Here is a 23,915-nt window from a genome sequence, read left to right as displayed (position 1 = left end):
TTCCGGGGCCGGGCCAGAGTAATATTCGCCAGGCGCGGCAAGCTGATGGCCACGTAATGGCCCGTTGCGGCCATCAGCGCCCCAACGCCCGATTATATTGCGAGGTTTTCCATGCGGCGTGATCTGGCCCAATTGACCAGCCGGGAATACGACCTGATCGTGGTCGGCGCGGGCGTTCACGGCGCTTGGGCGGCCTGGGACGCCGTACTGCGCGGGCTGAAGGTGGCCTTGGTCGAACGCGGCGACTTTGGCGGGGCCACCTCGGGCAACAGCCTGCAAATGCTCGACTGCTGGCCCAGCCCTCCGCGACTGCTGGATGTCGCCAGCCTGCGGACTTCGTTGGCGGAAACCGCCACCATCCTGCGCCTGGCCCCCCATCTGGCCCAGCCCCTGCCCTGTCTGTTGCCCTTGCGTCACGGCCTCAAGCAGTTCCCGCCATTGTTGAACGCCGCCTGCCGAGCCCACAGCCTGCTGCGCGGCGGCATGGACGAACCACTCCCGCCCAAGGCCAAGGTCATCCCCGCCGCCGAGTTGGGCCGATGGGCGCCCGAGCCGCTGGTCAGGGGCGCGCGAGCCGGCCTGCTGTGGCATAACGGCCAGTTGGACGACGCCCAACGCCTTTGTCTGGCCCTGGCCGACGCCGCCTGGCGCGGTGGAGCGGCCGTGGCCAACTACGTGGACGTGCGTGAGGTGATCACGCGCAACGGTTGGGCCGTGGGCGTGCGGGCCAGGGACGTCATCGACGACGCGGAGTTGGAAATCCGCGGCAGGGCCGTGCTGGTGGCGGCCGGGCCCTGGACCAGGGAGCTGACGGGGCAGGCTCCGCGCCAGCCCCAATGGGCCCTGGGCTGCAACGTGGTGTTGGACCGGCCGATCGGCCGGGCGGCGGTGGCCCTGCGTTCACCGTTTGGCCGCCACAAGGATCCGCTCCGTGGCGGTCGCTTGCTGTTCATGGCCCCGTGGCGCGGTCGAACCATCCTGGGCGCTTCCTATCGCCTCAGCCTGGGCGCGCCCCAGCGCCCAGCCGTCTGGGCCGACGATTTTTTGACCCTTTTGGGCCTTTTCAACCGGGCTTGCCCAGAGCTGGCCCTTCAGCCGCAAGAAGTGTGCTCCGTGCGCTGGGGCTTGCTGCCCCTGGCCCAGGGCGGCGTGGCCCCGCTGGGCGGCGGCCTTTCCACCAGGCCCCAGGTGCGGGCCATGGCCATCTCGGGCGGCCCCAAGCGGCTTTTCGCCCTGAGCCCGGTCGAGCTCACCACCGCCAGGGCCCTGGCCCAACGGGCGGTGGACCTGGTCTTGGCCCATCTGGGCCTGCGCGGGCGGGCCTGCCGCACCGCTCGCCAGCCGCTGTGGGACGAGCCCGCCGCGCTCACGGCCAACCCGCCGTCCGCCATCGACCAGGCGTCCCTGGATCGCTTGGCCGTCGATTACGGTCATAACGCCGCCCAGGTGGCCGCCCTGGCCGCCGATGATCAAGCCCTGGCCCAGCCATTGTCAGCCGATTGCCCGGTCTTGGGCTGCCAGGTGGCCTTCGCCGCCAGGCGCGAAATGGCCGCGCGCCTGGCCGACGTGATCCTGCGGCGCACGGAGATGGGCAAGTTCGGCCCGCCGCCGGACGAGGCCGTCAGGCGGGCGGCGACGATCATGGCCCGTGAACTGGGCTGGGGCGACAAGCGCCTCGACGATGAACTGACCCTGGCGCGGCGGGCCTTTTTTCTGACGCGTCAGGTGCGCCAGGCCCAGGGACAACCACTCAAACGTTTTATTGGCTAACTGCTTATCATTTTTAATTTAAAAGAAAATCAGGTCAAACACGTGAAGATTTGGATAGACGCCGACGGTTGCCCCAAGCCGGCCAAGGAGTTGGTCTTTCGCGCCTCGGCCCGCCTGGCCGTGGCCGTGGTCATGGTGGCTGACCGGCCGGTCTTTCGCCCGCCCTCGCCGCTGATCACCGCGGTGGTGGTGCCCCGCGACATGGATAGCGCCGACAAGCACATCGCTCAAGAAATCAGCCCTGGCGACCTGGTCGTCACCGCCGACCTGCCCCTGGCCGCGGCGGTGGTCGAGCGCGGGGCCGTGGCCATCAATCCCCGAGGCGAGACCTACACCGCCGAAAACGTCCGCGAACGCCTTTCCATGCGCGATTTCCTCACCGGCCTGCGCGAGGCCGGCGTGCAGACCGGCGGCCCCGCGCCCTATGGTCGCAAGGACAAGGAACGCTTCGCCGCCGCCCTGGACCGCCACCTCGGCCGCATGGGCCGATAAGTCCGGCCGAAGTCAGGCTTCCCTATGGCCCCAGCGGCCGGAACTTGGGCAGGCTGCATTGGGCCGTGACGTCGTCCCACGCCGCTTGCACGGCCATGTCGCAGCGCAGGTCATGCTGGGGGCAATCGACGATGTTGCCGAGCAGCATCGGCCCCTCGGCCAGCTCCACCACGGCGACAACGTAGGGCAGGTTATCTTTAAAGGCCGGATGAAACGCCTGGTGATAAATGGCGTAGCTATAAACGACGCCTTGACCACGGGCCTCGATCCATTGCGCGTCGCGGCCGTGGCATTGGGGGCAAATCACGCCGGCCGGCCAACGCACATGGCCGCAGGAAGCGCATTTTTGAAACAATAATTTGTGCTCGCGGCAGCCGTCCCAAAACGGTTTGCTATCGGCGTCGGGCGTGGGCAAAAGCCTGTTCGTGGGCATGATCATCCCCTCCCGAAAATGAAGCAAGACTGCGATTGCAAAATAGCGCCGTTATCGCTGCACATGATGATTTCCGGCGTTTTGGTGTTGGTTTTCGGCCCCAATTGCCGATCTTCGCAGCGGCCCATCAACTGCATCACCGCCTCGGAAATGGGCGTCAGGCCCATGAAATAGGCCTCGGAGAGCTGGCCGCCCGAGGTGTTTATGGGCAGGCGGCCGCCGGGCTCGATGGTCCCGCCCTGAAACCAGTCTTTTCCTTCGCCGCGCCCGAAAAAGCCGTAGTCTTGCAGGGTCAGCTCCACGGTGTAGCTGAAGCAGTCGTAGATCTGGCAGGCGTCGACGTCGGCCAAGCCCACGCCGGCCATGCGCAAGGCCGCCTCGCCGGCCTTTTTCGAGCCCGTGGGGCCGGCCATGTATCGGGATTGGCCGATCTCGGTGGACGGGTTGTGCTGGCCCAGGCCCAGGATCAACACCGGCGGCTGTTTGAGGTCGCGGGCCCTTTCGGCGGTGGTGACGATGATTGCCCGGCCGCCGTCGTTGACCAGGCAGCAGTCGAACAGGCGCAGCGGATCGACCACCATCGGCGCGCCATAATAATCGGCCTCGGTCATGGGCTTTCCGCGCATGATCGCCGCCGGGTTGCGATCGGCCCACTTGCGCTGGCCCATGGCGATGTGCTTCCACGTTTCCGGGCCGGCGGAAAACTCGTGCATGCCCCGCCGCGCCGCCAGGGCGTAGCCGCCCGCCGCGCCAAAATGCCCGAAAACCACCTCGTTGCCCGCCATCTCCTCCAGCAGCAAATTCATGCCGCCGCCCGACAGGCCGCTGTGGCCGTAGGAGATGGCCACGTAATTGCAAAAGCCGGCCTCGATGGCGCCGATGGCCTGCTGCAAGTGGCTGCGCGAGCAGTTGGCGTCCTGGCAGAGGTAGTCCGGCGTCAGGCCCAGGCCCTGGGCGATCAGTTGAGGCGTGACGTCGGGCTCGCCGGGGCAGGCGGGAAAGTGCCGATAGGCGATCAAGCCGTCGATGGCGTCTTTTTTCAGGCCGGCGTCGGCGATGGCGTTGGCCACGGCCTCCAGGTGAAAGCTAAAGGTTGTGCGGTCCGGCAAGCGCCCTTGCGGCGTATAGCCCACGCCGACGATGGCGTATTTTCCTCTCAAGCCCATTGGCAAGCCCCTTTCGTTGTCGCGCGCGGCGGAACGGCCACTTTCCCATGCTAGCATCATCGGGCCGCCCAATGTAATGACCGAGTGCGGCCGCCCCGCCGACGCGCCAGCATCTTGCGGCCGTCCACGCCCAGCTTGAGCAGGCTGACCACCACCACGATCAACTCCAACCGCCCCAGAAACATGGCCAGCGTCTCGGCCCACAGGGCCACGTCGGGCATCTGGGCGCTGGTCACGCCGATGGAAAGGCCCACCGTGCCCATGGCCGAGGCGAACTCGAAAAGCGCCTGGCTCAGATCGTAACCGCAGGCGCACAAAACCATGACTCCCAGCATGTAGGTCGCCAGGTAGAGAAAAACAAACACCGCCGCTTGGCGCACGCGGCCGTCGTCGACAAAAACGCGCGCCTCGCCTTCCCACAATGGGCGCTCCAAAACCACGGACTTGGGCACGAGGCCGCGCTTGATTTCCCAGCAGAGCATCCGCCACAGCAAATAGACGCGAAACTGCTTGACGCCGCCGGCCGTGGAGCAGGTTCCGCCGCCGATGATCATCAGCACGATCAGCGCCATCAAGCCAAAGGCGTTCCAATCGCCATAGCCGACGGTGGAAAAGCCCGTGGTGGTCAGGGCCGTGACCGTCTCGAACAGGGCCACGCGCAGCGATTTTTCCAGCGTCGGGTAGAGCGCCCGGCTTGTCAGCAAAAAAACCGCCGCCGCGCATAACGGGATCAGCACGGCCATCAGGCGCGCCTCGCCGTTGAGCGCCACCAGGCGCAGCCGGCCGCGCCACAGCAGCCACGCCGTGACAAAGCTCAAGTTGCCCAATATCATCAGCGGGATGGTCACGGCCTCGATGACGGCCGAATCCCAATAGCCGATGCTTTCCACCCGCGTGGAAAATCCGCCCGTGGAGACCGCGGCGAAGGAGTGATTGAGCGCGTCGAAAAACGACATGCCCACCAGCCAATAGGCCACGGTCCCGGCGATGGCGTAGCAGCCATAGATCACCAGCACCAGCCGCGCCGATCGCCGCACGTGAGGGGCCAGTTGATCGCCCCGCCCCTCGGCGCTGGTCACGCCCGCGCCCACCGGCCCCACGATGGCCGAAAGCATGATGATGGCCAGCCCCGCGCCGCCGGCCAGTTGAATCACGCTGCGCCAGAGCAGGATCATCCAGCCGGCGCGGGTCACATCCACCACCGAAAGCCCGGTGGTGGTCCATCCGCTGACCGATTCGAACACGGCCCGCGAAAATGGCAAGCCCAGCACCGCCGTGAACGGCCAGGCCGAAAACAAGATCACCAGCGCCCAGCCAAGCACCACGATCACCCCGCCCTCCTGGACGGTGAGCGCATCCCTGGCGCGGCCGCCGAACGCCCGCCACAGCACAAGGCCCAAGGAGCATTGACAGACGGCGGGCAAGACAAAGGCCCAGGCCTGGCCCAATTCTTCCGGGCGCCAGGGCAAAACCAAAAGCGGCGTGAACATCAACGCGCCGGTCAAGAGCAAAATCAAGCCTATCGACGAGGCTATCGCCGCGTAACGTTGCAGAAGATATTGTTTTTCACGCAAGGTTGGCGCCTATTCAAATTTGTTGGCCCACCAGCGCCCGCAGCGCCGGGCCGTGGTTTTCCGGCAAGGTTATCAGCACCACGCGGTCGCCGACCAAAAGGTCGTTGGCCCCACGTGGCACGATGGGCCTTTCGCCGCGGATCACCACCGCCACCAGGGCGTTTTCGGGCAGAACGATGTCGCGCAAGAATTTGCCCGCCACCGGCGAACGCTCGTCGATGACGATTTCCGTGACGTTGACCCGCCCGTCGCCCAGCGGCAGCAGGTTGGTGATCTGCTCCAGCGCCGCCCGCTGCTCGATCAGGCTGCCAACGATATTGGTGATCGAAAAACCGGTCACGCCCAGTTTTTCAAACAACTCCACGTTGTCCGGGTCGTTGGCCAGGGCCACGGTCCGGGGCGCGCCGAATGTGCGCGCGGCCAACTGGCAGATGACCAGGTTGTCCTGGTCGTTGGGCGTGATGGCCAGCACCACGTCGGCCTGGCGCGCGCCGGCCTCACCGAGAATCTCGGCGTCGCTGGCGTCGCCGCAGATCACCGTGGCCGGCAGTTGGCGGGCCAGTTGGACGCATTCCTCGCTATCGCCGTTGATGACCACGATCTGGCAGCCGCGCGCGGCCAGATTGCGGCAAATAAAAAACAGCGCCTTGCCGCCCCCCGCGATGAGCGCTTTCATGCCCGCGCTCCTGGCCGCCGGGCCTCGCCGCCTGCGAGGGCGCGCAGAAACAGCTCCGCGGCCACGGACGTGGGGCAGATGGTCTCGATGCCCAAGCGGGCGTAAACTTCCTCGCGCTTGGGGTCGAAAACCCTGGCCAACACACGGCGCACCCCGAAAATAACCTGGGCGGCCTGGGCCACCATCAGGTTGACGTTGTCGGCGTGGGTGGTGGCGATCAACACGTCGGCCCGATCGAGCTTGGCCTGCTTGAGCACGGCCATGCGCGAGGCGTCGCCATGAATCTTGAAGCCGCTGAACTCGGGCGACAGCGCGCCAAAAGTGGGTTCGTTTTTGTCGATGGCCACGACGGAGTTGCCGGCGCGGCTGAGCTGATTGGCCAGCAGGGAGCCCAGCCGGCCGCAACCGACGACGATGATGTAGCGGTCATTTTTCATTTTGCTTTTCCATGGCCGGTCGCCGGGCCTCGCCTTCGTCCGGCCCCAGGTCGATCCCGCCGAATTCATTGCTCGATGTTGTGCGCCGGATGTTGGCCTGAGCCGGCTCGAAGGCCGGATCGATATCCAGGGCCGCGCGATAGAACTTCTGCGCCCGCAGGACTTCGCCCTTGATCTCCAGCAGCGCGCCCAGCAGGTTGTAGGCCTGGGGCCGGGCCGGATCGGCGGCCATGGCCCTTCTGGCCGCGCGGCGGGCGGCGGGGTAGTCGCCGGCGGCGATGTGATTCTTGACGCGATGGACCAGGGAAAAGTAATCCTCGGCGTCGTTTGCTTCCTCCGCGCCGCCCTCCAGCGCCCTGAGCGCCAGTTCGCGCACCTCGGCCGGGCTGAAAGGCTTTTGGACGAAATCCAGCGCGCCCAGTTTCATGGCCTGCACGGCCGATTCGATCTTGCCGTGGGCGGTGATGACGATCACCCGCGTTTTCGGCCAGCCATCCCTGATGCGCCTCAACGCCTCCATGCCGTCCATGCCAGGCATCCTCAGGTCAAGAAACACCACGTCAAATGGCTCCTCGTCCAGCATGGTCATGGCTTCCTCACCGTTGACGGCCGTGCGTACGGGCAAGCCCAGGTCTTCCAGGGCCTGCGTCACGGTCAGGCGGATGTTCTTTTCGTCGTCCACCACCAGAAGTCGTTTGTCGTTCATGGCCCCCCCTACCGGGCCAAAGGCAGCGTAAAGATGAACTTGCTGCCCTGGCCGGGCGCGGACTCCACCCAGATCGCCCCGCCGTGGGCGCGCACGATCTCCTTGCAGATTGCCAGCCCCAGGCCGGTCCCCCCGGCCTCGCGGCCCTGAACCTGGACGAATTTCTGGAAAATCTTGGACTGAAACTCCGGCGGAATCCCCGGACCATCATCTCGAACCGACAAATGCGCGCACGGCCCGATCACGCTGGCCGCCAGGGCGATGTGGCCGCCCTTGCCCACGTAGCGCAAGGCGTTGGAGATCAGGTTGGTCAGCACCCAGGTGATCTTGTTGGCGTCGGCGCGGACGGGCGGCGCGGCGGCGTCCAGTTCGGCGGTCAGCGAAACTCCGTTCATTTCCAACTGGTTTTTGAACACGGCCTTGGCGTGATCGAACAGGGTCGCCACGGACACGCTTTCGAACTCCAACTCGATCCGGCCGGCCTCGATCTTGGAAAGATCGAGCAGGTCGTCGACCAGGGCCTTCATGCGCTGGATCTCCTCGTGGGCGGCCTGGAGCAGCTCTCTGTCCCGCTCGGCCAGCCCGGCGACGGCGTGCTCCAGCAACAAGCCGACGCTCATGCCCAGGCTGGTCAGGGGCGTGCGCAGTTCGTGGGAGGCGGCCATGACGAACTCGCTTTTGAGCCGCTCCACTTCCTTGAGGCGGGTGACGTCCCTGAGCAGAAGCACCACGCCGGAGAGCCGGCGGTCCCCGCCACGGATGGCCGTGACCGAAAACAGGCACTCCTTGGTCGTTTCGCCCTTGCGGATGGCGATGACGCGGCGTTCATCGGGCAGGGCGGGCCGCGCGCCGTTTTCGACGGCGGCGCGGATGATCTGGCAGAGGCGCTCGTCGGGCAGGATGTCGGCGCACGACGGAGCCGAACCCTGGCCCAAAGGCATTTCCAGCAGGGCCCGGGCGGCCGGGTTGATGCTGGCCACCCTCAGATTGGTGTCGAAAACCACCAGGCCATCCTCGATGCTGGAGATGATCGCCTCGCTTTTGTTTTTTTCGGCGATGATCTGCTCGATATTCATTTCGTGATAGCTGGCCAGCCGCCGGGCCATCTGGTTGAACTCGCCGGCCAGGTTTCCCAGTTCGTCACCGGCCTCCACCGGCACCTGGACGCCATAATCGCCCGAGGAGATTTTCCGCGAAGCCTCCGTGACGCGCCGCAACGGCCGCACCAGGCGTTCGGACAACAACAAGCTGAACGCCAAGGCCGCCGTCAGGGCCAAGGCCGCCACCAGCGCCGTCGACCAGATCGCCCGACGCGCCACGTCGCCAGCCCTGACGCTGGCGGCGTACATGGTCCGTTCGTTGAGATTGCGCAGGTCTATGCACGCCTGGCGCACTTTGGCGAAAATCGGGTGAATCGCCTGCTGGTAACGAACGCCGGGCCTGGCCGCGGCTTCCGCCCCGCGCGGGCCGCCTGGCGCGGAAAACAGTTTGCGATAGGCCCCGTAATCGGCTTCGATCGATCGGACGAGATCGGCCTCACCCCGGACCGTTACGTTGTCCTTGGCCCGCGCCAGCCACTCCAGAAAAACCGCCTCGTTTTCCCGATACTGCGCGATCCCCTCCCCGTCGTCGCCCAGGAACGTCAACAGCACTCCGCTGTCCTGGCGCTCCAGGGCGTCGATCATGTTTTCGGCGGCCAGGATGCTGCGATAGTTTTCGCTGAGGATGGCGTCGGTGGCCCGGCCCAGCGCGATCAGGTTGGCGATGGCCCAAGCCACCACCAGCCCCATAAGCACGAACGACACGCCATAGCCGGTCAGGATTTTCCGTTTCAATGTCATGGGAAGCGCCCCTCCATTTGGCCGCGCCAGACAAGGGAGCAATGGGCGTGCCACAATACAAGCCCAATTATTTCAGCATGATAACGCGATAAGAGCTGGGATTGGCCTTGAAATATGAAATGCCGGGGCCGCCGCCGGCTTGCAAAACGCAAGGCGGATGGGCCAACGGTCAGACGCCGTAGGCCTTCCTCCGGCGCCAGAGGGTGGCCTGATCGATGCCCAGCACCTCGGCCGCCTCTTGCAGCGAAGCGGTGTTGGCCAAAACGCCACGGATGTGCAGCTCTTCGATGAGCGCCAGCGGAGCCCTGTCGCCGATGGCCGGCGCGCCGATGTCGGGGGCGATGTCGCCGGGCAGATCGGCCAGATCAACCAACGCGCCGCCGCCCAGGATGACGGCCCGCTCGATGGCGTTGCGCAGTTGGCGCACGTTGCCCGGCCAGGCGTGACCGATCAGCGCCTGTTCGGCCCGGGGGCTGAAGCCGCTAATGGCCTTGTGGTTGGCGCGGCAAAAATGGGCCAGAAAATCGGCGGCCAGGGGCATGATGTCTTCCGGCCGTTGGCGCAAGGGGGGTATGGTCAGGCAAATGACGTTGAGCCGATAGAACAGATCCTCGCGAAAGCGACCATCGGCCACGCGGCCTTCCAGGTCGGCGTTGGTGGCGGCGACGATGCGCACATCGGCCTTGCGCGCCTTGGACTCGCCCAGCCGCTCGTATTCTTTATCCTGGATGAAGCGCAGCAGCTTGGCCTGGACGGTGGGAGCCATGTCGCCGATTTCATCCAAAAAAAGCGTGCCGCCCTCGCAGGCGGCGATGCGCCCGGGGTTGTCGCGCACCGCCCCGGTGAAAGCGCCCTTGGCGTGGCCGAACAGCTCGCTCTCCAGCAGGTCGGCGGGCATGGCCGGGCAGGCCACCACGCCCATGGGCTTGGCCGCCCTGGGGCTCCAGCGATGGATGGCCTTGGCGAAAACAGATTTGCCCGTGCCGCTTTCACCGCAAAGCAGGACGATGGCCTCCGAGTCGGCGGCCTTTCGGGCCGTCTCGATGAGCCGTTGCATGCCGGCGCTGCGGCTTTGCAATCTGGCCTCCGGGCCGCGTCCCCGCGCATCGGCCTGGAGGGCGGCCAGTTCGCTTTCCATCCGCCGCAGTTGGCCCATGCGCCCGGCGACCAGCCGGAGTTGATCGGGGGTGAAGGGCTTGGCCAGGTAGTCGGCCGCGCCCAGCTTGACGGCCTCCACGACGCTTTCGATGGAGGCGTGGGCGGTGATGACGACGATTTTGACCCAGGGTGAATCGGCCAGCAAGGCGGGGATCAGCGCCATGCCGTTTTCCGCGCCCAGGCGCAGATCGACAAAGGCCAGGTCAAAGGAGCGGCGGCGGGCCTGTTCAAGGGCGTCGGCGGCGTTGCCGACGGCGACGACACGGTGGCCTTGGTCGCTCAGGCAATAGGAGACAGTCTTGCGGATGTTGGCCTCGTCATCGACGACGAGGACGCCCAGGGCGAGATTTTTTTCGCCGGTTTCCGTCATGGCGGCATTATGCCCCGGCTCGGGCCGGCTGGCAAGGAAATGCTCGATCGGCCCGATCGCCCGGCGAAAAAGTCCGGGCCCCCCGCGTGGGGAGCCCGGACGGTTCGCTTTCGCGGCCTAGGCGGCCTTAGAAGCTGGCCTCGGGGATATCGATGGCCGAGGTGTCTTCCTGCGAGATGGCGGTGTGCCGCGCGAAGATGTTGGGCAGGAAGTTGTTGCAGAAGTACTTAACGCTGGCCACCTTGCCGGTGTAGTAGGCGTGGTTGGCGCTGCCTTCCTTGGCCTCGGCCAGCTTGTCGCGGGCGATGAGGCCCTGCTGGAGCATGAGGTAGGCCATGGTCACTTCGGCCAGGCAGTCCAGGAAGCGGGTGCTGCTCAAGGGGATGAGCTGGATCTTGCCTTCCTTGAAGTAGGTCATGTACTTCATGGAGATGTCGCCGGTGGCCTGGGCGGCCTTGAAGAGCATCTTGAACTCTTTGGCGAAGTCGGGGTCTTCCTTGTAGGCCGCGGTGTAGTCGAAGATCTCCTTGAGGAAGTTCTGGTAGACCGAACCGCCGGCCATGGCCAGCTTGCGGCCGACCAGGTCCAGGCTCTGGATGAAGTTGGTGCCTTCCCAGATGGAGAGGATTTTGATGTCGCGGTAGTGCTGCTCGATGGGGAACTCGGCGCAGTAGCCCACGCCGCCCAGGATCTGCATGGCGTCGCGGCAGAGCTGGGCGCCCATGTCGGTGATGTAGGACTTGAGCAGGGGGGTCATCAGCTCGGAGCGCATGCCCATGGCCTTGCGCACCTCGGGATCGGGGTCGTTGTGGGCGACGTCGACCATCCAGAAGTTGTAGGCGATCATGGCGCGGGCGGCCTCGGTGCCGGCCTTGAGGTTCATCAACATGCGGCGCACGTCCTCGTGCTGGATGATCGGCACGCGGGGCTTGCTGCGATCGACGAACGGCGGGCCCTGGACGCGCTCCTTGGCGTATTGCAGGGCGGCGTCGTAGGCGGCGGCGGCGGCGGCGTTGGCCTGGACGCCGCAGCCGATGCGGGCTTCGTTCATCATCTGGAACATCTTGGCCATGCCGCTGTTGGGCTCGCCCAAGAGGATGCCCCGGCACTTGCCGTTTTCGCCGAAGCTCAGCGAGCAGGTGGCCGAGCCATGGATGCCCATCTTGTGCTCGATGCCGGTGCAGAAGACGTCGTTGTCCTCGCCGATGGAGCCGTCTTCGTTGACCCATTTGGTGGGGACGATGAACAGGCTGATGCCCTTGGTGCCCTTGGGCGCGCCCTCGATGCGGGCCAGCACCAGGTGGATGATGACGTCGACCATGTCGTGGCGGCCGCAGGTGATGAAGCGCTTGCTGCCTTCGATCTTGTAGATGCGCGGATCGCCGGCGTCGGGATCGGGGGTGGCCTTGGTCAGCAGATCGCCGACGTCGGAGCCGGCGTCAGGCTCGGTCAGGCACATGGTGCCGCCGAACTCGCCGGTGATCATCCGCTCGACGAACATCTCTTTGTCTTTGTCGGTGCCATAGTTGACGATGACGCCGGAGTTGGAGACCAACAGGCCGACATAGGTCATGAAGGCGAAGTGGGCGGCGTTGAAGAACTCGTTGATCACGCCGCTGACCACCGCGGGCATGCCCTGTCCGCCGTACTCGGGCGGGCTGGCCAGGCCGATCCAGCCGTTTTCGGCCATGGCCTTGAAGGCCTCGTGGAACGACGGCGGCACGGTGACTTGACCGCCTTCATATTTGACGCCGATCTCGTCGCCGTCCTTGAAGGTGGGGCCGATGAAGTCGCGGGCGATCTTGTAGGCCTCGTCAAACATCATGGCGAAGTCGTCGAGGGCGAACTCGGAAAATTTCTCGTAGCCGAGAACCTTTTCCATGTCCAGCCACTCGAAGAGCACGAACCTCATATCGCGGTCGTCACGATTGAAGAAGTTGAGTCCCATTAAAATACCCCTTTCTGTGGGCCTGTTGTTTTTGCACAGCCAAGCTGAAAGCGCCCGGCGATTTTGACTTAGCATTTTGCCGCGCCGCTACATCGACGGCCGGGCGGCCCATCATGCCCCTCGCGGCGCCCAAACCGGCCGTCGACGCGCCGTTGTCACGAAGGGATTTCATGGACTGACAAAATTTGTTGAACTATGGCCGCCATGTCAAGAAAAAATGAGCGGTAATTCATGATTTCTTATCGCCGCGCGCCGTCGGCGGCAAGCTTTTTTCTTGGCCAAGGCCCGCCCAGAACCATTGACCGTGGTCCTGGTTGCGGATATCCTAAAATCAATAATGGATAAATATCTCTTGCAAAGGTTGCGCCCCATGGTTTTACGCCTAAGAGAGCCGGTCAATGGCCTGTCGCACTTGGTGGGGGCCATCCTGTCGGTGATCGCCCTGGCGGTGCTGGTGACTCTGGCCGCCAAGGAAGCCACGGCTTGGCACGTGGTGTCGTTTTCGATCTACGGCTCGTCGATGGTCTTGCTCTACACCGCCAGCTCGTTGTACCACATGCTGCCCCTCTCCGAAAAGGGCACACGCATTTTCCGAGCCATTGATCATATCATGATCTACATGCTCATCGCCGGCACCTACACGCCTTTCTGCCTGGTGGCCATCCGCGGCGGCTGGGGCTGGAGCATCTTCGGCGCGGCCTGGGGCATGGCCCTGGTGGGCATGATCTTCACTTTGGTCTGGATGGACGCGCCTCGTTGGCTAACCACCATCTTTTATCTGTCCATGGGCTGGCTGTGCGTGGTGGCCATCTACCCCCTGGTCCAGGCCATCCCCCTGGGCGGCATGTTGTGGCTGGCCGGCGGCGGGCTCTCCTACACAATCGGCGCGGCGATCTACGGGTTCAAAAAGCCCGACCCCTGGCCAGGAATCCTGGGCTTCCACGAGATATTCCACTTTTTCGTTTTGGGCGGCAGCTTCTGCCATTTCTGGCTGATGTACAGCTACATCCTCGACATGCCCTAAGCCGCCGGGCGCGCCCGACGCCGCGCAAGGCCAGGTGGAACGAAACTTGGATCTCCAGCAACTGCCCGGTTACCTGACCATGGCCCTGCCCTTGTTGGCTTACGCGGCCTTTTTGGTGGTGATGCACGTGGGCCAGCGCCGGCTGGGCGCGCTGGCGGCGCTGAAAGTTCCGCTGCACCTGGCGGCGCTGGGGCTTTTATTGCGCGTGGGCGCGGCCAACCTGCCCACGCCATGGCCGGCCCGCCTGCTGCCCTATTCCGAGGCCCTGATCATCTTCGCCGGCGTGGTGCTGATTATCCGGGCGGTGGACGCCATCGGCGTGGGCTATCTGCTGGCCCGTCTGCAAAAACGCCACGTGCCCCACATCCTGCGCCAGGGCGCGATCTTGCTGGCCGACTTCATCGCCGCCCTGATCGTCCTGCGCCAATACCTCAACCTGGACGTCACCTCGCTGGTGGCCACCTCGGCGGTGGTGTCGTTCGTGGTGGGCCTGGCCTCCCAGGATCTGCTGGGCAGCGTCCTGGCCGGCCTGGTCATCGGCGTCGAGCGGCCCATCGCCCACGGCAACTGGGTCAACGTCAACGGCATGGAGGGCCGGGTGGTCGACGTCACCTGGCGGCGCACGCGCATCGAGACCCGCGACGGCGACTTCATCCTGCTGCCCAACAACGTGGTGATGAAAGACACCGTCACCAACTATACCCTGCCCTCGCCATTGCACCGCGTGCGCGTGGAGGTTGGGGCCCATTACCGCCACCCGCCCAACCAGGTCAAGGCGGCGATGATCGCCGCGGCCCGCCAGTGCCCGGAGGTGCTGGCCGAACCCGCGCCGTCGGTGTTTCTGGAGTCCTTCGGCGATTCGTCGATCAACTATCGCCTAAACGCCTGGACCATGGACTATGGCCGACAAGAGGCCATCCGCGACGAGGTCAACTGCCTGATCTGGTATCAGTTCCAGCGCGAGGGCATCGAAATCCCCTTCCCCATCCGCACGCTGGTCGCGCCGCCGCCCGAGCCCAGCGCCCACGAGCAGCGCCAGGATCAGATCGAACGCATCGTGCCGCTTTTGCTCGATAGCGAGGTCTTTCAGGGCGTCTCGGCCCCCGACCTGCTGGCCGTGGCCGACCGCATGAATCTTTTGACCTTTGGCGCGGGCGAAATGCTCTTCAACGAAGGCGACCACGGCGACAGCCTATACCTGCTGGCCCAGGGCCGCGCCCAGGTCATCAAGCGGACGCCCGAAGGCGGCCAAGCCCTGTTGGCCACCCTGGAGGAAGGCCAATGCCTGGGCGAGATGGCCCTGCTGCTGGGCCTGCCGCGCACGGCAAGCGTGCGCCTGGAGCGCGACTCGCGGGTGGTGGAGATCAAGGCCGACCTGTTCCGCGAGTTGATCCGCGCTCACCCCAGCTTTCTCGATCACCTCTCGCGGTTGGTGGACCAACGCCAGCGAGCCAACCAGGAGCTGGCCCAAGCCCTGGCCCAGCAAAAGACGGCCGACGCCGCCGGCGGCATCGGCCAGATTCTGCGCAAGATCAAAAGCGCCCTTGGCCTCTAGCCCAAAGGACGGCCCGCCGATGCGCCATCGGCCGGCGGGCCGCCGCGCGCGATCCTCACAGCACCGAAGCGATCTGGGCGGCCAATTTTTCGATCTGGGCCATGTCGCCGGGCTTCATCTGCCAACTCATGGCCGAAAGGGCGTCGCCGGGGTTGCGGGGGATCAGATGCACGTGATAGTGCATGATCACCTGACCGGCGGCCGCGCCGTTTAGCTGAGCGATCATGATGCCCTCGGGCTTGAGGGTGGCCTTGATGGCCCGGGCCACGCGCTGGACGGTCTGATGCACGGCGGCCACGTCACCGGGGGTCAGCTCCATGATGTTGACGTAGTGCTGCTTGGGGATGACCAGGGTGTGGCCGGGCGTGGCCGGGTTGATGTCGGCGAAGGCCAGGGTGCGGTCGTCTTCATAGATGCGGAAAGCCGGCATTTTGTTGGCGGCGATGTCACAGAAGATGCAGGTTTCGTCGCTCATTTTCTCAAGCTTCCTCCGGTGGCGTTGAGGGTTTGCCCGCGGCGCTGGCCGCTCGCAGATCGATTATGCGCAGGCCCTGGGCGTAGGGCTTGGTCACGTATCGGTTGACCTCACTGATTTTTCGCAGCAGCTCGCCCACTCGATCCACCTCGGCGGTCAGCGAGTTCATCTGGCCGCGCAACGGGTCGCCCTCCGGCAGGCCGCGCATCAGCGTCTCCAGCCGCAGGGCCAGGGCGGTCAGGGGCTGGGCCAACTCGTGGCAGGCCGCCCCGGCCATTTCCATGGCCGCCTCGCGGCGTTCGAAAAGGCGGTTCTGCTCGTAGAGCACGGCCGCGTCCAGGCTGTGGGCCGTCTTGGCGGCCAGCCGCCGCACGAAGTGGGTCTCCAGGCCCTGATGATAGCGCTCGGGCGAGGTCGAACCCAGATTGAGCGAGCCCAGCCAGCGGCCCCGCGACCACAACGGCAACACCGCCGCCGAGCACAATCCGCCGCGCTGGCCAAACAAAAAGCGCAAGGCCTCGTCGCTGGCCCGGTTGCTCAAAAGCGGCCGCTCCAGGTCGCCCACCAGCATGCGCAGCTCCACCCGCGCGCAATGAAAACAACCAGCGGGCAGCGCTTGGGGGCCATCGGCCTCCAGGGCCAGGCGCAGGCCGGCGTGGTCGTCGGCCAGGGCCAGGCTCACCGCGTCCAGGCCGTATATCGCGGCCACGCGCTGGCACAGGCCCTCCAGCAGCGGCCTCAGCGCCCTTGGCGAAAGCAGGAACTCCTCGAGCTGGTCGGTGCGCCGCAGGATCTCCTCGTTGCGCCTGGCCTGCTCCAGCAAGGCCCCGATGTCCGGCGGCCCGTTCATAGGCTATAGCTCCCTCCGCGCGCCCGGCGTGGCCACATACGGGCCCATGCTAGCACAGGCCGCCGGGCCCGGCAATAAATTGGCCGCGGCGCTTTGGCCTTCCCGACGGCGCTGGCGGCGCATATAATGACCCCATTCAGCCCCGGAGAGAGCCGATGCTGGCCGCCGTGATCCAAATGAACTCCAGCGCCGACCGCCAAGCCAATCTGGCCCAGGCCGCCGATCTGTTGCGCCGCGCCGCCGGCCAGGGCGCGGGGCTGTGCGTGCTGCCCGAACATTTCGCCCACATGCAGCCCGAGGGCCTGCCCCTGGCCGAGCCCCAGACCATCGCCGGCCCCACGGTGAGCTTCCTGGCGACGCTGGCCCGCGAGTTGGGCCTGTGGATCGTCGGCGGCACCTTTGCCGAGCGCGCGCGCACGCCCGGCAAGGCCCACAACACCTGCCCGGTGTTGGACCCGACCGGCCGCCTGGTCGGGGTTTATCGCAAGATTCATCTGTTCGACCTGGCCGCGCCGGGCCAAGCGCCGTTGTTGGAGTCGCGGCGGGTGGCTCCCGGCCGCCGCCTGACGGTGGTCGATACGCCCATCGGCCGCCTGGGCCCGTGCGTCTGCTACGATCTGCGGTTCCCCGAACTGCACCGCCGCCTGCGCCTGTTGGGGGCCCAGGTCATCGCCGCGCCCAGCGCCTTCACCAAGCTCACCGGCCAGGCCCATTGGGAGCTTCTCGTCCGGGCCAGGGCGGTCGAAAACGCCTGCTTCGTGCTGGCGGCGGCCCAGTGGGGCCCCCACGGCCAGGGCCGCGAGAGCTTCGGCCAAGCCATGATCACCAACCCCTGGGGCGAGGTCGTGGCCCAATGCCCGCCTGGGCCGGGCCTGGCCCTGGCCGAGGTGAACGCCGAGGTGGTCGAAGGCTTTCGTCGCCGGCTCGACTCCACCCTTCACGCCAGGCTGCTGCCCCGCGCTTGGCGCGCGAAAGGCCGCCCATGAGTCACAATCAGCCGTTTGCCAGCTCGACCAGTCGCTGGTTTTTCGCCGCCTGCATCCTCTTCGTGCTCTACTGCGCCTATCTGCTGGTCGAGCCGTTCCTCACCTCGATCTTTCTGGCCATCGTGCTGGTGGTGGTGGGCGGGCCGGTCTACGACCTCATGCTCAAGCTCACCCGCCAACGGCGCGGCCTGGCCTCGGCCCTGACCTGCCTGCTGTTCATCCTCATCATCGTCGTGCCGCTGGTGCTGATCACCGGCGTCATCACCTCCCAGGCCTTGGATCTCTACAACACCGTCTCGGCCATGTTGGCCGGCAACTCGCTCAGCGAGATGTTCAACAGCGGCATGGGCCGCCTGGGGCCTTTCCTGGACAAGCTCGAGGAGCACACCGGCATCACCCGCATGGACATCCTGCAACACGCCGCCGAGGCGCTCAAATACGTCAGCAACCTGCTCTACTCCAACCTCACCGACCTGCTGCGCGGGGCCACCAACCTGGCCATCGGCTTCGCGCTGATGATGTTCGTGGCCTTTTATCTATTGATGGACGGCCAGAGCATGGCCCAGAAGGCCATCCGCCTCTCGCCGCTGCCGGCCGACACCACCAACCAGATCCGCGACGACATCCTCTCCACCCTGCGCACCACCATGCGCGGCACGGTTTTCCTGGCCGTCATCCAGGGCACGGCCGGCGGCTTGGGTTTTGGCGTCTTTGGCGTGCCCCACGCCTTGTTCTGGGGCACGGTGATGGTCTTCGCCTCGGTGGTGCCGCTGGTGGGCACGGCGCTTTTGTTCATCCCGGCCGGAACCTACCTGATCCTCAGCGGCGATGTCTTTCAGGGCGTGGGCGTGATGATCTGGTGCGAGGCCTCGCAGGTTATCTGCGACAATTTTCTGCGTCCACGGCTGATCGGCGGCGGCAACATCCACCCACTGCTGACGTTTTTCAGCGTGCTTGGCGGTTTGAGCGTCTTTGGCATGGTCGGGCTGATTTTGGGCCCGCTGGTGCTGGCGGTGTTGATCTCGCTGTTGGAGGTCTACGAGCACTATTTCATGGATAGCCCCATCGAAACGCCGGGCGACGGCCCCACGCCGTGAAAAGTCCCGGCGGCCGCCTTCGACCGCCGGGGCTTCGAAGTTTTCGGGCAATCAGCCCTTGTCAACCGCCGCGCCGCGTCGGCCCAGCAGCCAAAACACCAGGCCCGCCAGGCAGAATATCGCCGAAAGGCCCAGCAACGCCCGCGTCCACAGCGGTTGGGCGACCATTTCGCCGCCACCGCGTTGACTGGCCACGGGGGCGTCGCCGCCGGTCCAATCCAGGCTCACCTGGCCGCGATGGCCCTGGCCGTCCTCGATCACCGCCGTCCACTGGCCAGGCTGGTCGGGCTGCCAGCAAAAGCGCCCCGAGGCGTCGGCGTTGCCCATCTGATACGTTTGGCCCCGTGGGCCCAGCACGCGCACCTTGGCAAAGCTCATGGGCTCGCCGTCGGAATATTGGGCCAAGACCCAGGCCGCCCGGCCTTGGCCGGCCTCCAGGCTCACGCCGTGGGCCAGGGCCGGTCTGCCGCCCACGAACAACAGACCCGCCAGCAATAGCGCGGCCAGGGCCGGCCCCCAAACGAGGCCGGCCGCTTGCGTTTCCCGTCGAAGCTTGGTCGTCATTTCACGTCAAAGGTCAAGGTGGCCGTGTGGGCGTATTCGTCACACTGGGCCTTGTCGGCAAAGGGAACCTTGTGTTTGGCCAGCACCAGCCATTGGCCGGCGGCGCTCAGCTTGACGTAGGCCTTGCCGTCCTTGTCGGTGCGGGCGTAAAAAGCGTAAGACCCCTCGTGCTGGCTGAAGCCGGCGTAGAGGCCCAACACCTCGACCTTGGCCAGGGGTTTGCCCTCGAACAGCACCCGCACGGGCAGATCATCGCCCACCTTCAGCGCGCCGGGGTTGGCCAGGGGCACGATCTCCAGGGTCTGGCCCACGGGCTGGGAGACGTCGCCCGCCGCGCCCAGGTTGACGATGGCCTTGGCGTATTTGACCGAACGCAGGCACGAGATGGCCTCGGGGGCCTCGTTTTTGGGCACGTTAACCGAGCCGGCCGGCGTTTTGGTGTACCACTGGGCCTTGCGCCCGCCGGTGACCACGTACGTGCCGGCGGCCAGGGGCGCGTCGCTGACGAACTCCTGCTTCTGGCCGGGCTTGGTGGCGATCTTGCCCTGGGCCCCGATGATCTCCACCGGCTCCAGCATGTCGAATTCGATCTCCTCGCCAGCGGGGAAACCGTGGCCATAGCCCACCAGCACGCTGAGCGCCTTGCCCTCGGCGGGTTGATTGGCGCTCAGCCACAGATCGTGGGCCTGGGCCAGGCCGGCCAAGGCCAGGGTCAGGGACATGGCGGCGACGACGGTCAATGATTTCAACTGCTTCATGTTTTTCATGACTGCTCTCCTTTGGTTTTGGCTCACCAATCGATAGTCAGCGTCAGGTAGGCCGAAAGCGGGTCGGCCGGGGCGTAGGTCAGTTGGCCGTTGGCCGAGCCCAAATATTCCGAATACTTGCGATCGAAGAGGTTGATCACGTCCAGGGCCAGGGTGTAGCGCTTGTTGAACTTGTACGACACCTGGGCGCAGACCACGTCAAAGCCGTCGGCCTTGACGATGTTGTCGGCGGCGATGTTCCATTCGCTCTGCAAGCGATAGTTCAGGCGCGCGCCCAGGCCTTGGGGCGGGGCCCAGGCGATTTCGGCGTTGAAGATATTGTTGGGCACGCTGGGCAGCTCGTTGCCGTCGTAGCTCTTGCCGCCGGAAACATAGCTGAGGTATTCGGAGTGGATGTAGGCGTAGTCCACGTGCAGGCGCAGGGCCTTCCAGGGCAGGAAGTCCGCGCCCACCTCGACGCCCTCGCGCCTGGTCTCGCCGGCGTTTTCATACTTGTTGGGGTCGGCCAGGGTGGGCTGGAAGTCGTCCTTGGTGTCCAAGCGCCAGATGCTGAGGATATAGCTGCTCCAGCCGTTGGGATTGGCGCGCAGACCGGCCTCGTATTGGGTGCGGATGGCCGGCTCCAGGTACGAGCGCGAGACGAACTCCGTGCCGCCGGGCAGGGCGAACCCCTGGGAATAGTTGGCGAACAGATCCCAACCGTCGCAGACGGTGTAGATCAGGCCCAGCTTGGGGCTGAAGATTTCCGGGCCATTGCGGTCGCCGGAGTTGGCCGGGGTCAGCTTGCTGTCCAGTTCGCCGTTCATCATGTCGTAGCGCGCGCCCACGATGAAGCGCAGGGGCTTGAGCACGCGATAATCCACCTGGCCATAGAGGGCGGTGGTGTAGAGGGTCAGTTCGTCGTCCTGGGTCATGGAGCCCTTGTTGCGGCCGTTGCCGACAACCAAGTTCCAATAACGATATTCCTGAAACTCGCGCTGCCAACTGACGCCGAAAACCACGCCCGTGTCACGTTCGAGCACCTGGCCGTTGTAGTGATAGGCCAGGCTGGAGCCAAAGGCCTCGCGGGGCCGTTGGTACTGGGAGCCGTAGTTGCCGCCGACCTTCTGGGCCGAGGAGATCCAGTTCTGATACCAGCGGTTGTAGTCCTCTTGGGTGTACCAGGCCAGGAAGCGCAGCTTGGACGTATCGGTGAGGGCGTAGTCGGCGTGGCCGTCGACCAGGCCCCACTTGCGCCAGCCGCCGTTGACGTCGGAGACGGCCCGCTGGGGGTTGGAGTCATAGACGCTCTGGGGGATGTAGCCGGCCGAATCCCACCGGGTGTTGTAGAAACGCAGGCCCATGCCGGCCTGTAACTGATCGGTGAAGCGATAGTTCCAGCGGCCCGAGGCGATCTGCTTGTCCCAGTCGCAGTTGTCCTGATAACCGTCGGTGTGGTAGACCTCGCCGGAGTAGATCTGGTCCAGCTTGCCGTCGCCGCGGGCGATCACCGCCGCGGCGTCCTGGGTGTTGAAGCTGCCGTAGCTGAGCTTGGCCCGGGTGAAGTCGCCGCTCTGGTAGGTGCGGAAGCCAATGGAGCCGGCGCTGTTGAAGTTGCCGAAGAAGGGCGAGGACGGGCCCTTGACCACTTCGATGTCCTCGACCTCCATGGGGATAATCACGTTGGTGTCGGCGTTGTCGAGGGTGTTGAGCGGCACGCCGTTGAGGGCGATGGCGCCATCGCGCGAATGGCCCACCGTGGAAAAGCCGCGCATCTGCACGGCGGGGACCACGCCACCCTGGTGATATTGCGAGATGCTCACGCCCGGCGAGAGCTTGAGCATATCCATGGGCGTGACGTAAACGCGGCCGACGATCTGCTCGTTATCCAGCACGGTGGCGCTGGTGGACTGCACCACGGCCGAATCGGCCTTGCCGAGCACCTGCATGTCTTCCAGGTTGATTTTTTGCTTGTTGTCGGCCTGCTCCTGGGTCGTGGCCTGGGCGCTTTTGTCCTCCGCGGCCTCGGCCCGGCAATCGCCCACGGCCCATAGCGCAAGCGCCAGGATCAGCGCCGGCAAAAACAGCGCCGCCCGACCGGCTTTTCGCCAGTTTCCCATCTCGTCCATTCTCCTTTTTTTGCGTGTTTATTGACTATCGACGAAGGCGCGCGGAGAATGGATTTGCAGGGGCCACGCCCTTGCGCCCACGGGTGGGCGGCCGCGCCAACCAGCCAAGAAGGATCGGCCGCTCACCCCACCGCTTACTTTCGCCTGTTGACTCGGCCCGAAACGCCCCCCGCCCAAGGCGACCCGGCGCCGAAAAGCAAAGCCCTCCCCTCGCCGACCGGGGCCTCGTAAACGGAGCCCGAGCCGATCGACGCAACAAAAAAACCGGAGCCGCCAAAGGCGATTCCGGGTCTTCATGATCCTGATGGTGACTTGATTTTGTATTTATCGCGCGGCCGGACTCGGAGCGATCAAGGGGCTTCCAGCCCGCTTTTCTAAACGGCGACCGCCGCCCAGCCGTGTTAGCAAGGCAGTATGTTGATAGTCTTATAAAATGTCAAACACTTTCTCTTCGGCTGTGGCCACGGCGCGGGGCCGCGCGCGATTGCCGGGCTTTTGGGCCGCCATGGCCGTTGCATCGCGCCGGCGGGCATGATCAAATATAAAGATAGGCCCCGGCGGCGTCCGGCGGCGTCTTTGGCCCAAACCATCCACACGGAGACTGCAAGTTGAAGGACACACTGGCCGTGATCATGGCCGGCGGCAAGGGCGAACGCCTGGCCCCGCTGACCCAGGACCGCTCCAAACCATCGGTCCCCTTCGGCGGCATCTATCGCCTGATCGACCTCACCCTCAGCAACGTCATCAACAGCGGGATCTACAAAATCATGGTCCTGCCCCAATACAAGAGCCAGTCGCTTGTCGACCACCTGGAGGCCGGCTGGAACATCTTCAACTACGACCTGGGCCACTATCTGCGCATCGTGCCGCCCCAGATGCGCACCGGCGAAAAATGGTACCAGGGCACGGCCGACTCGGTGCGGCAAAACGCCTACCTGCTCGACCGCGACCCAAGCCTGCGCCGGGTGATCATCCTCAGCGGCGATCACGTATATAAGATGAACTACAGCTTATTCCGGCGCTACCACGAGGAACACAACGCCGACGTGACCATCAGCGTCATCGAGGTCGATCGCCAAAACGCCTGTCAGTTCGGCGTCGTCGGCGTCAACGACGACTTTTCCATCCGCGAGTTCCAGGAAAAGCCCGACAACCCCAGTTGCATCCCCGGCGACCCCAATCACTCCCTGGCCAGCATGGGCATATATTTGTTCCGCAAGGAGGTGATGATGCAGGTGCTGGCCGAGTTCGACGGCACCGATTTCGGCCACGACATCATCCCGGCGCTGCTGGGCCGCTACAAGGTGGTGGCCTATCCCTACCGGCGCAACAACGTCATCTCCGACTACGCCCGCATCCACGACCAACAGGGACGGCGACGGCGCGTGCTGGAGGAGCGCACCAAGGACAGCGGCTATTGGCGCGACGTGGGCAACCTCGACGCCTATTGGAACGCCAACATGGACCTCTGCGGCGTGGACCCCTATTTCAGCCTCTACGGCGAGATGTGGCCCCTGCGCACCCACCGCATGCAGTTTCCGCCGGCCAAGTTCGTCTTCCAAGACGAACGCGGCAACCCGCCCCGCGCCGGCAAGGCCTTGGATTCGCTGGTGGGTTCGGGCTGCATCATCAGCGGCGGCATCGTGCGCAATAGCGTGCTTTCGTCCAACGTCATCGTCGAGTCGTGGTCGGAAGTCGATGAAAGCGTGATCCTCGAGGACGTGATCGTCGGGCGCAACTGCAAGATCAAAAAGGCGATCATCGACAAGCATAACTATATCCCCGACAACACCCAGATCGGCATCGACCCGAGCGAGGACCGCAAGCTCTTCAAGGTTACGCCGCGGGGCATCACCGTCGTGCCCAAGGGTTTTTTCGTGTGAACGCCGTCGGCCCGGTCCGGCGTCCTGGACAAACG

At 65.1% G+C, this 23,915-nt stretch carries 21 protein-coding genes; 7 read left to right on the top strand and 14 right to left on the bottom strand.

The window, feature by feature from the left end; genetic code table 11:
• Positions 1-111 precede the first annotated feature (111 nt).
• Together DEBA_RS07825 and DEBA_RS07820 are read left to right on the top strand one after the other, a co-directional pair.
• Positions 112-1,770, top strand: coding sequence for a glycerol-3-phosphate dehydrogenase/oxidase (locus DEBA_RS07825; RefSeq protein ID WP_013258383.1), 1,659 nt, complete (start codon positions 112-114; stop codon positions 1,768-1,770).
• A gap of 42 nt (positions 1,771-1,812) precedes the next feature.
• Positions 1,813-2,262: a YaiI/YqxD family protein gene (locus tag DEBA_RS07820; RefSeq protein ID WP_013258382.1), complete on the top strand. Its 450-nt coding sequence runs from the start codon at positions 1,813-1,815 to the stop codon at positions 2,260-2,262.
• A gap of 22 nt (positions 2,263-2,284) precedes the next feature.
• Here DEBA_RS07820 and DEBA_RS07815 read toward each other — a convergent pair whose 3' ends face one another.
• The 9 genes from DEBA_RS07815 to DEBA_RS07775 all read right to left on the bottom strand — a co-directional run bounded on the left by DEBA_RS07815 (position 2,285) and on the right by DEBA_RS07775 (position 12,571).
• Complete coding sequence (locus DEBA_RS07815; protein ID WP_013258381.1) at positions 2,285-2,695, bottom strand: Zn-ribbon domain-containing OB-fold protein; 411 nt, start codon at positions 2,693-2,695, stop codon at positions 2,285-2,287.
• 2 nt (positions 2,696-2,697) lie between these two features.
• Positions 2,698-3,861: a thiolase family protein gene (locus tag DEBA_RS07810; protein ID WP_013258380.1), complete on the bottom strand. Its 1,164-nt coding sequence runs from the start codon at positions 3,859-3,861 to the stop codon at positions 2,698-2,700.
• 56 nt (positions 3,862-3,917) lie between these two features.
• Positions 3,918-5,435, bottom strand: coding sequence for a TrkH family potassium uptake protein (locus DEBA_RS07805; RefSeq protein ID WP_013258379.1), 1,518 nt, complete (start codon positions 5,433-5,435; stop codon positions 3,918-3,920).
• A gap of 13 nt (positions 5,436-5,448) precedes the next feature.
• On the bottom strand, positions 5,449-6,111 hold the full coding sequence (locus DEBA_RS07800) for an NAD-binding protein (protein ID WP_013258378.1): 663 nt from the start codon (positions 6,109-6,111) through the stop codon (positions 5,449-5,451).
• Positions 6,108-6,548 (bottom strand): potassium channel family protein, encoded by a 441-nt coding sequence (locus tag DEBA_RS07795; protein WP_013258377.1) that lies wholly within the window; start codon positions 6,546-6,548, stop codon positions 6,108-6,110. The genes DEBA_RS07800 and DEBA_RS07795 overlap by 4 nt, the downstream gene beginning before the upstream one ends.
• Positions 6,538-7,254: a sigma-54-dependent transcriptional regulator gene (locus DEBA_RS07790; protein WP_013258376.1), complete on the bottom strand. Its 717-nt coding sequence runs from the start codon at positions 7,252-7,254 to the stop codon at positions 6,538-6,540. The genes DEBA_RS07795 and DEBA_RS07790 overlap by 11 nt, the downstream gene beginning before the upstream one ends.
• Before the next feature lie 8 nt (positions 7,255-7,262).
• Positions 7,263-9,095, bottom strand: coding sequence for a sensor histidine kinase (locus tag DEBA_RS07785; RefSeq protein WP_013258375.1), 1,833 nt, complete (start codon positions 9,093-9,095; stop codon positions 7,263-7,265).
• Between the two features lie 169 nt (positions 9,096-9,264).
• Positions 9,265-10,623, bottom strand: a complete 1,359-nt coding sequence (locus DEBA_RS07780; protein ID WP_013258374.1) for a sigma-54-dependent transcriptional regulator — start codon at positions 10,621-10,623, stop codon at positions 9,265-9,267.
• Positions 10,624-10,750: 127 nt separating this feature from the next.
• The gene (locus DEBA_RS07775; protein WP_013258373.1) at positions 10,751-12,571 is read right to left on the bottom strand and encodes an acyl-CoA dehydrogenase; all 1,821 of its coding nucleotides are present in this window, start codon (positions 12,569-12,571) and stop codon (positions 10,751-10,753) included.
• Between the two features lie 370 nt (positions 12,572-12,941).
• Here DEBA_RS07775 and trhA point away from each other — a divergent pair, with 370 nt between their 5' ends.
• Together trhA and DEBA_RS07765 are read left to right on the top strand one after the other, a co-directional pair.
• Positions 12,942-13,595, top strand: coding sequence for a PAQR family membrane homeostasis protein TrhA (gene trhA / locus DEBA_RS07770; protein ID WP_013258372.1), 654 nt, complete (start codon positions 12,942-12,944; stop codon positions 13,593-13,595).
• A gap of 34 nt (positions 13,596-13,629) precedes the next feature.
• Positions 13,630-15,150, top strand: a complete 1,521-nt coding sequence (locus DEBA_RS07765; RefSeq protein ID WP_148227816.1) for a mechanosensitive ion channel family protein — start codon at positions 13,630-13,632, stop codon at positions 15,148-15,150.
• A 55-nt stretch (positions 15,151-15,205) separates the two neighbouring features.
• Here DEBA_RS07765 and DEBA_RS07760 read toward each other — a convergent pair whose 3' ends face one another.
• Positions 15,206-15,625 carry an HIT family protein gene (locus DEBA_RS07760; protein WP_013258370.1) on the bottom strand — a complete coding sequence of 140 codons (420 nt, stop codon included), beginning with the start codon at positions 15,623-15,625 and terminating at the stop codon, positions 15,206-15,208.
• Positions 15,626-15,629: 4 nt separating this feature from the next.
• Positions 15,630-16,475, bottom strand: coding sequence for a DUF484 family protein (locus tag DEBA_RS07755; protein ID WP_013258369.1), 846 nt, complete (start codon positions 16,473-16,475; stop codon positions 15,630-15,632).
• Positions 16,476-16,630: 155 nt separating this feature from the next.
• Here DEBA_RS07755 and DEBA_RS07750 point away from each other — a divergent pair, with 155 nt between their 5' ends.
• Both DEBA_RS07750 and DEBA_RS07745 read left to right on the top strand, forming a co-directional pair.
• A complete protein-coding gene (locus tag DEBA_RS07750; RefSeq protein WP_013258368.1) occupies positions 16,631-17,461 on the top strand; it encodes a carbon-nitrogen hydrolase family protein in 831 nt (276 codons plus the stop codon).
• Positions 17,458-18,558 (top strand): AI-2E family transporter, encoded by a 1,101-nt coding sequence (locus DEBA_RS07745; RefSeq protein WP_013258367.1) that lies wholly within the window; start codon positions 17,458-17,460, stop codon positions 18,556-18,558. The genes DEBA_RS07750 and DEBA_RS07745 overlap by 4 nt, the downstream gene beginning before the upstream one ends.
• Before the next feature lie 51 nt (positions 18,559-18,609).
• Here the strand turns inward: DEBA_RS07745 and DEBA_RS07740 are convergent, their stop codons facing one another.
• The 3 genes from DEBA_RS07740 to DEBA_RS07730 are packed head-to-tail and all read right to left on the bottom strand — an operon-like array spanning position 18,610 to position 21,988.
• Complete coding sequence (locus DEBA_RS07740) at positions 18,610-19,122, bottom strand: hypothetical protein (protein WP_013258366.1); 513 nt, start codon at positions 19,120-19,122, stop codon at positions 18,610-18,612.
• Positions 19,119-19,889: a DUF4198 domain-containing protein gene (locus tag DEBA_RS07735; RefSeq protein WP_013258365.1), complete on the bottom strand. Its 771-nt coding sequence runs from the start codon at positions 19,887-19,889 to the stop codon at positions 19,119-19,121. Before DEBA_RS07735 ends, DEBA_RS07740 begins: the two co-directional genes overlap by 4 nt.
• A gap of 23 nt (positions 19,890-19,912) precedes the next feature.
• Positions 19,913-21,988 (bottom strand): TonB-dependent receptor, encoded by a 2,076-nt coding sequence (locus DEBA_RS07730; RefSeq protein ID WP_013258364.1) that lies wholly within the window; start codon positions 21,986-21,988, stop codon positions 19,913-19,915.
• Between the two features lie 617 nt (positions 21,989-22,605).
• Here DEBA_RS07730 and glgC point away from each other — a divergent pair.
• Positions 22,606-23,880, top strand: coding sequence for a glucose-1-phosphate adenylyltransferase (gene glgC, locus DEBA_RS07725; RefSeq protein ID WP_013258363.1), 1,275 nt, complete (start codon positions 22,606-22,608; stop codon positions 23,878-23,880).
• Positions 23,881-23,915: the final 35 nt, after the last annotated feature.

It is taken from the genome of Desulfarculus baarsii DSM 2075, from assembly GCF_000143965.1.
Lineage (GTDB): Bacteria > Desulfobacterota > Desulfarculia > Desulfarculales > Desulfarculaceae > Desulfarculus > Desulfarculus baarsii.
Note: the sequence above shows the minus strand (reverse complement) of the source record. Positions and strands in the feature narration are given on the sequence as shown.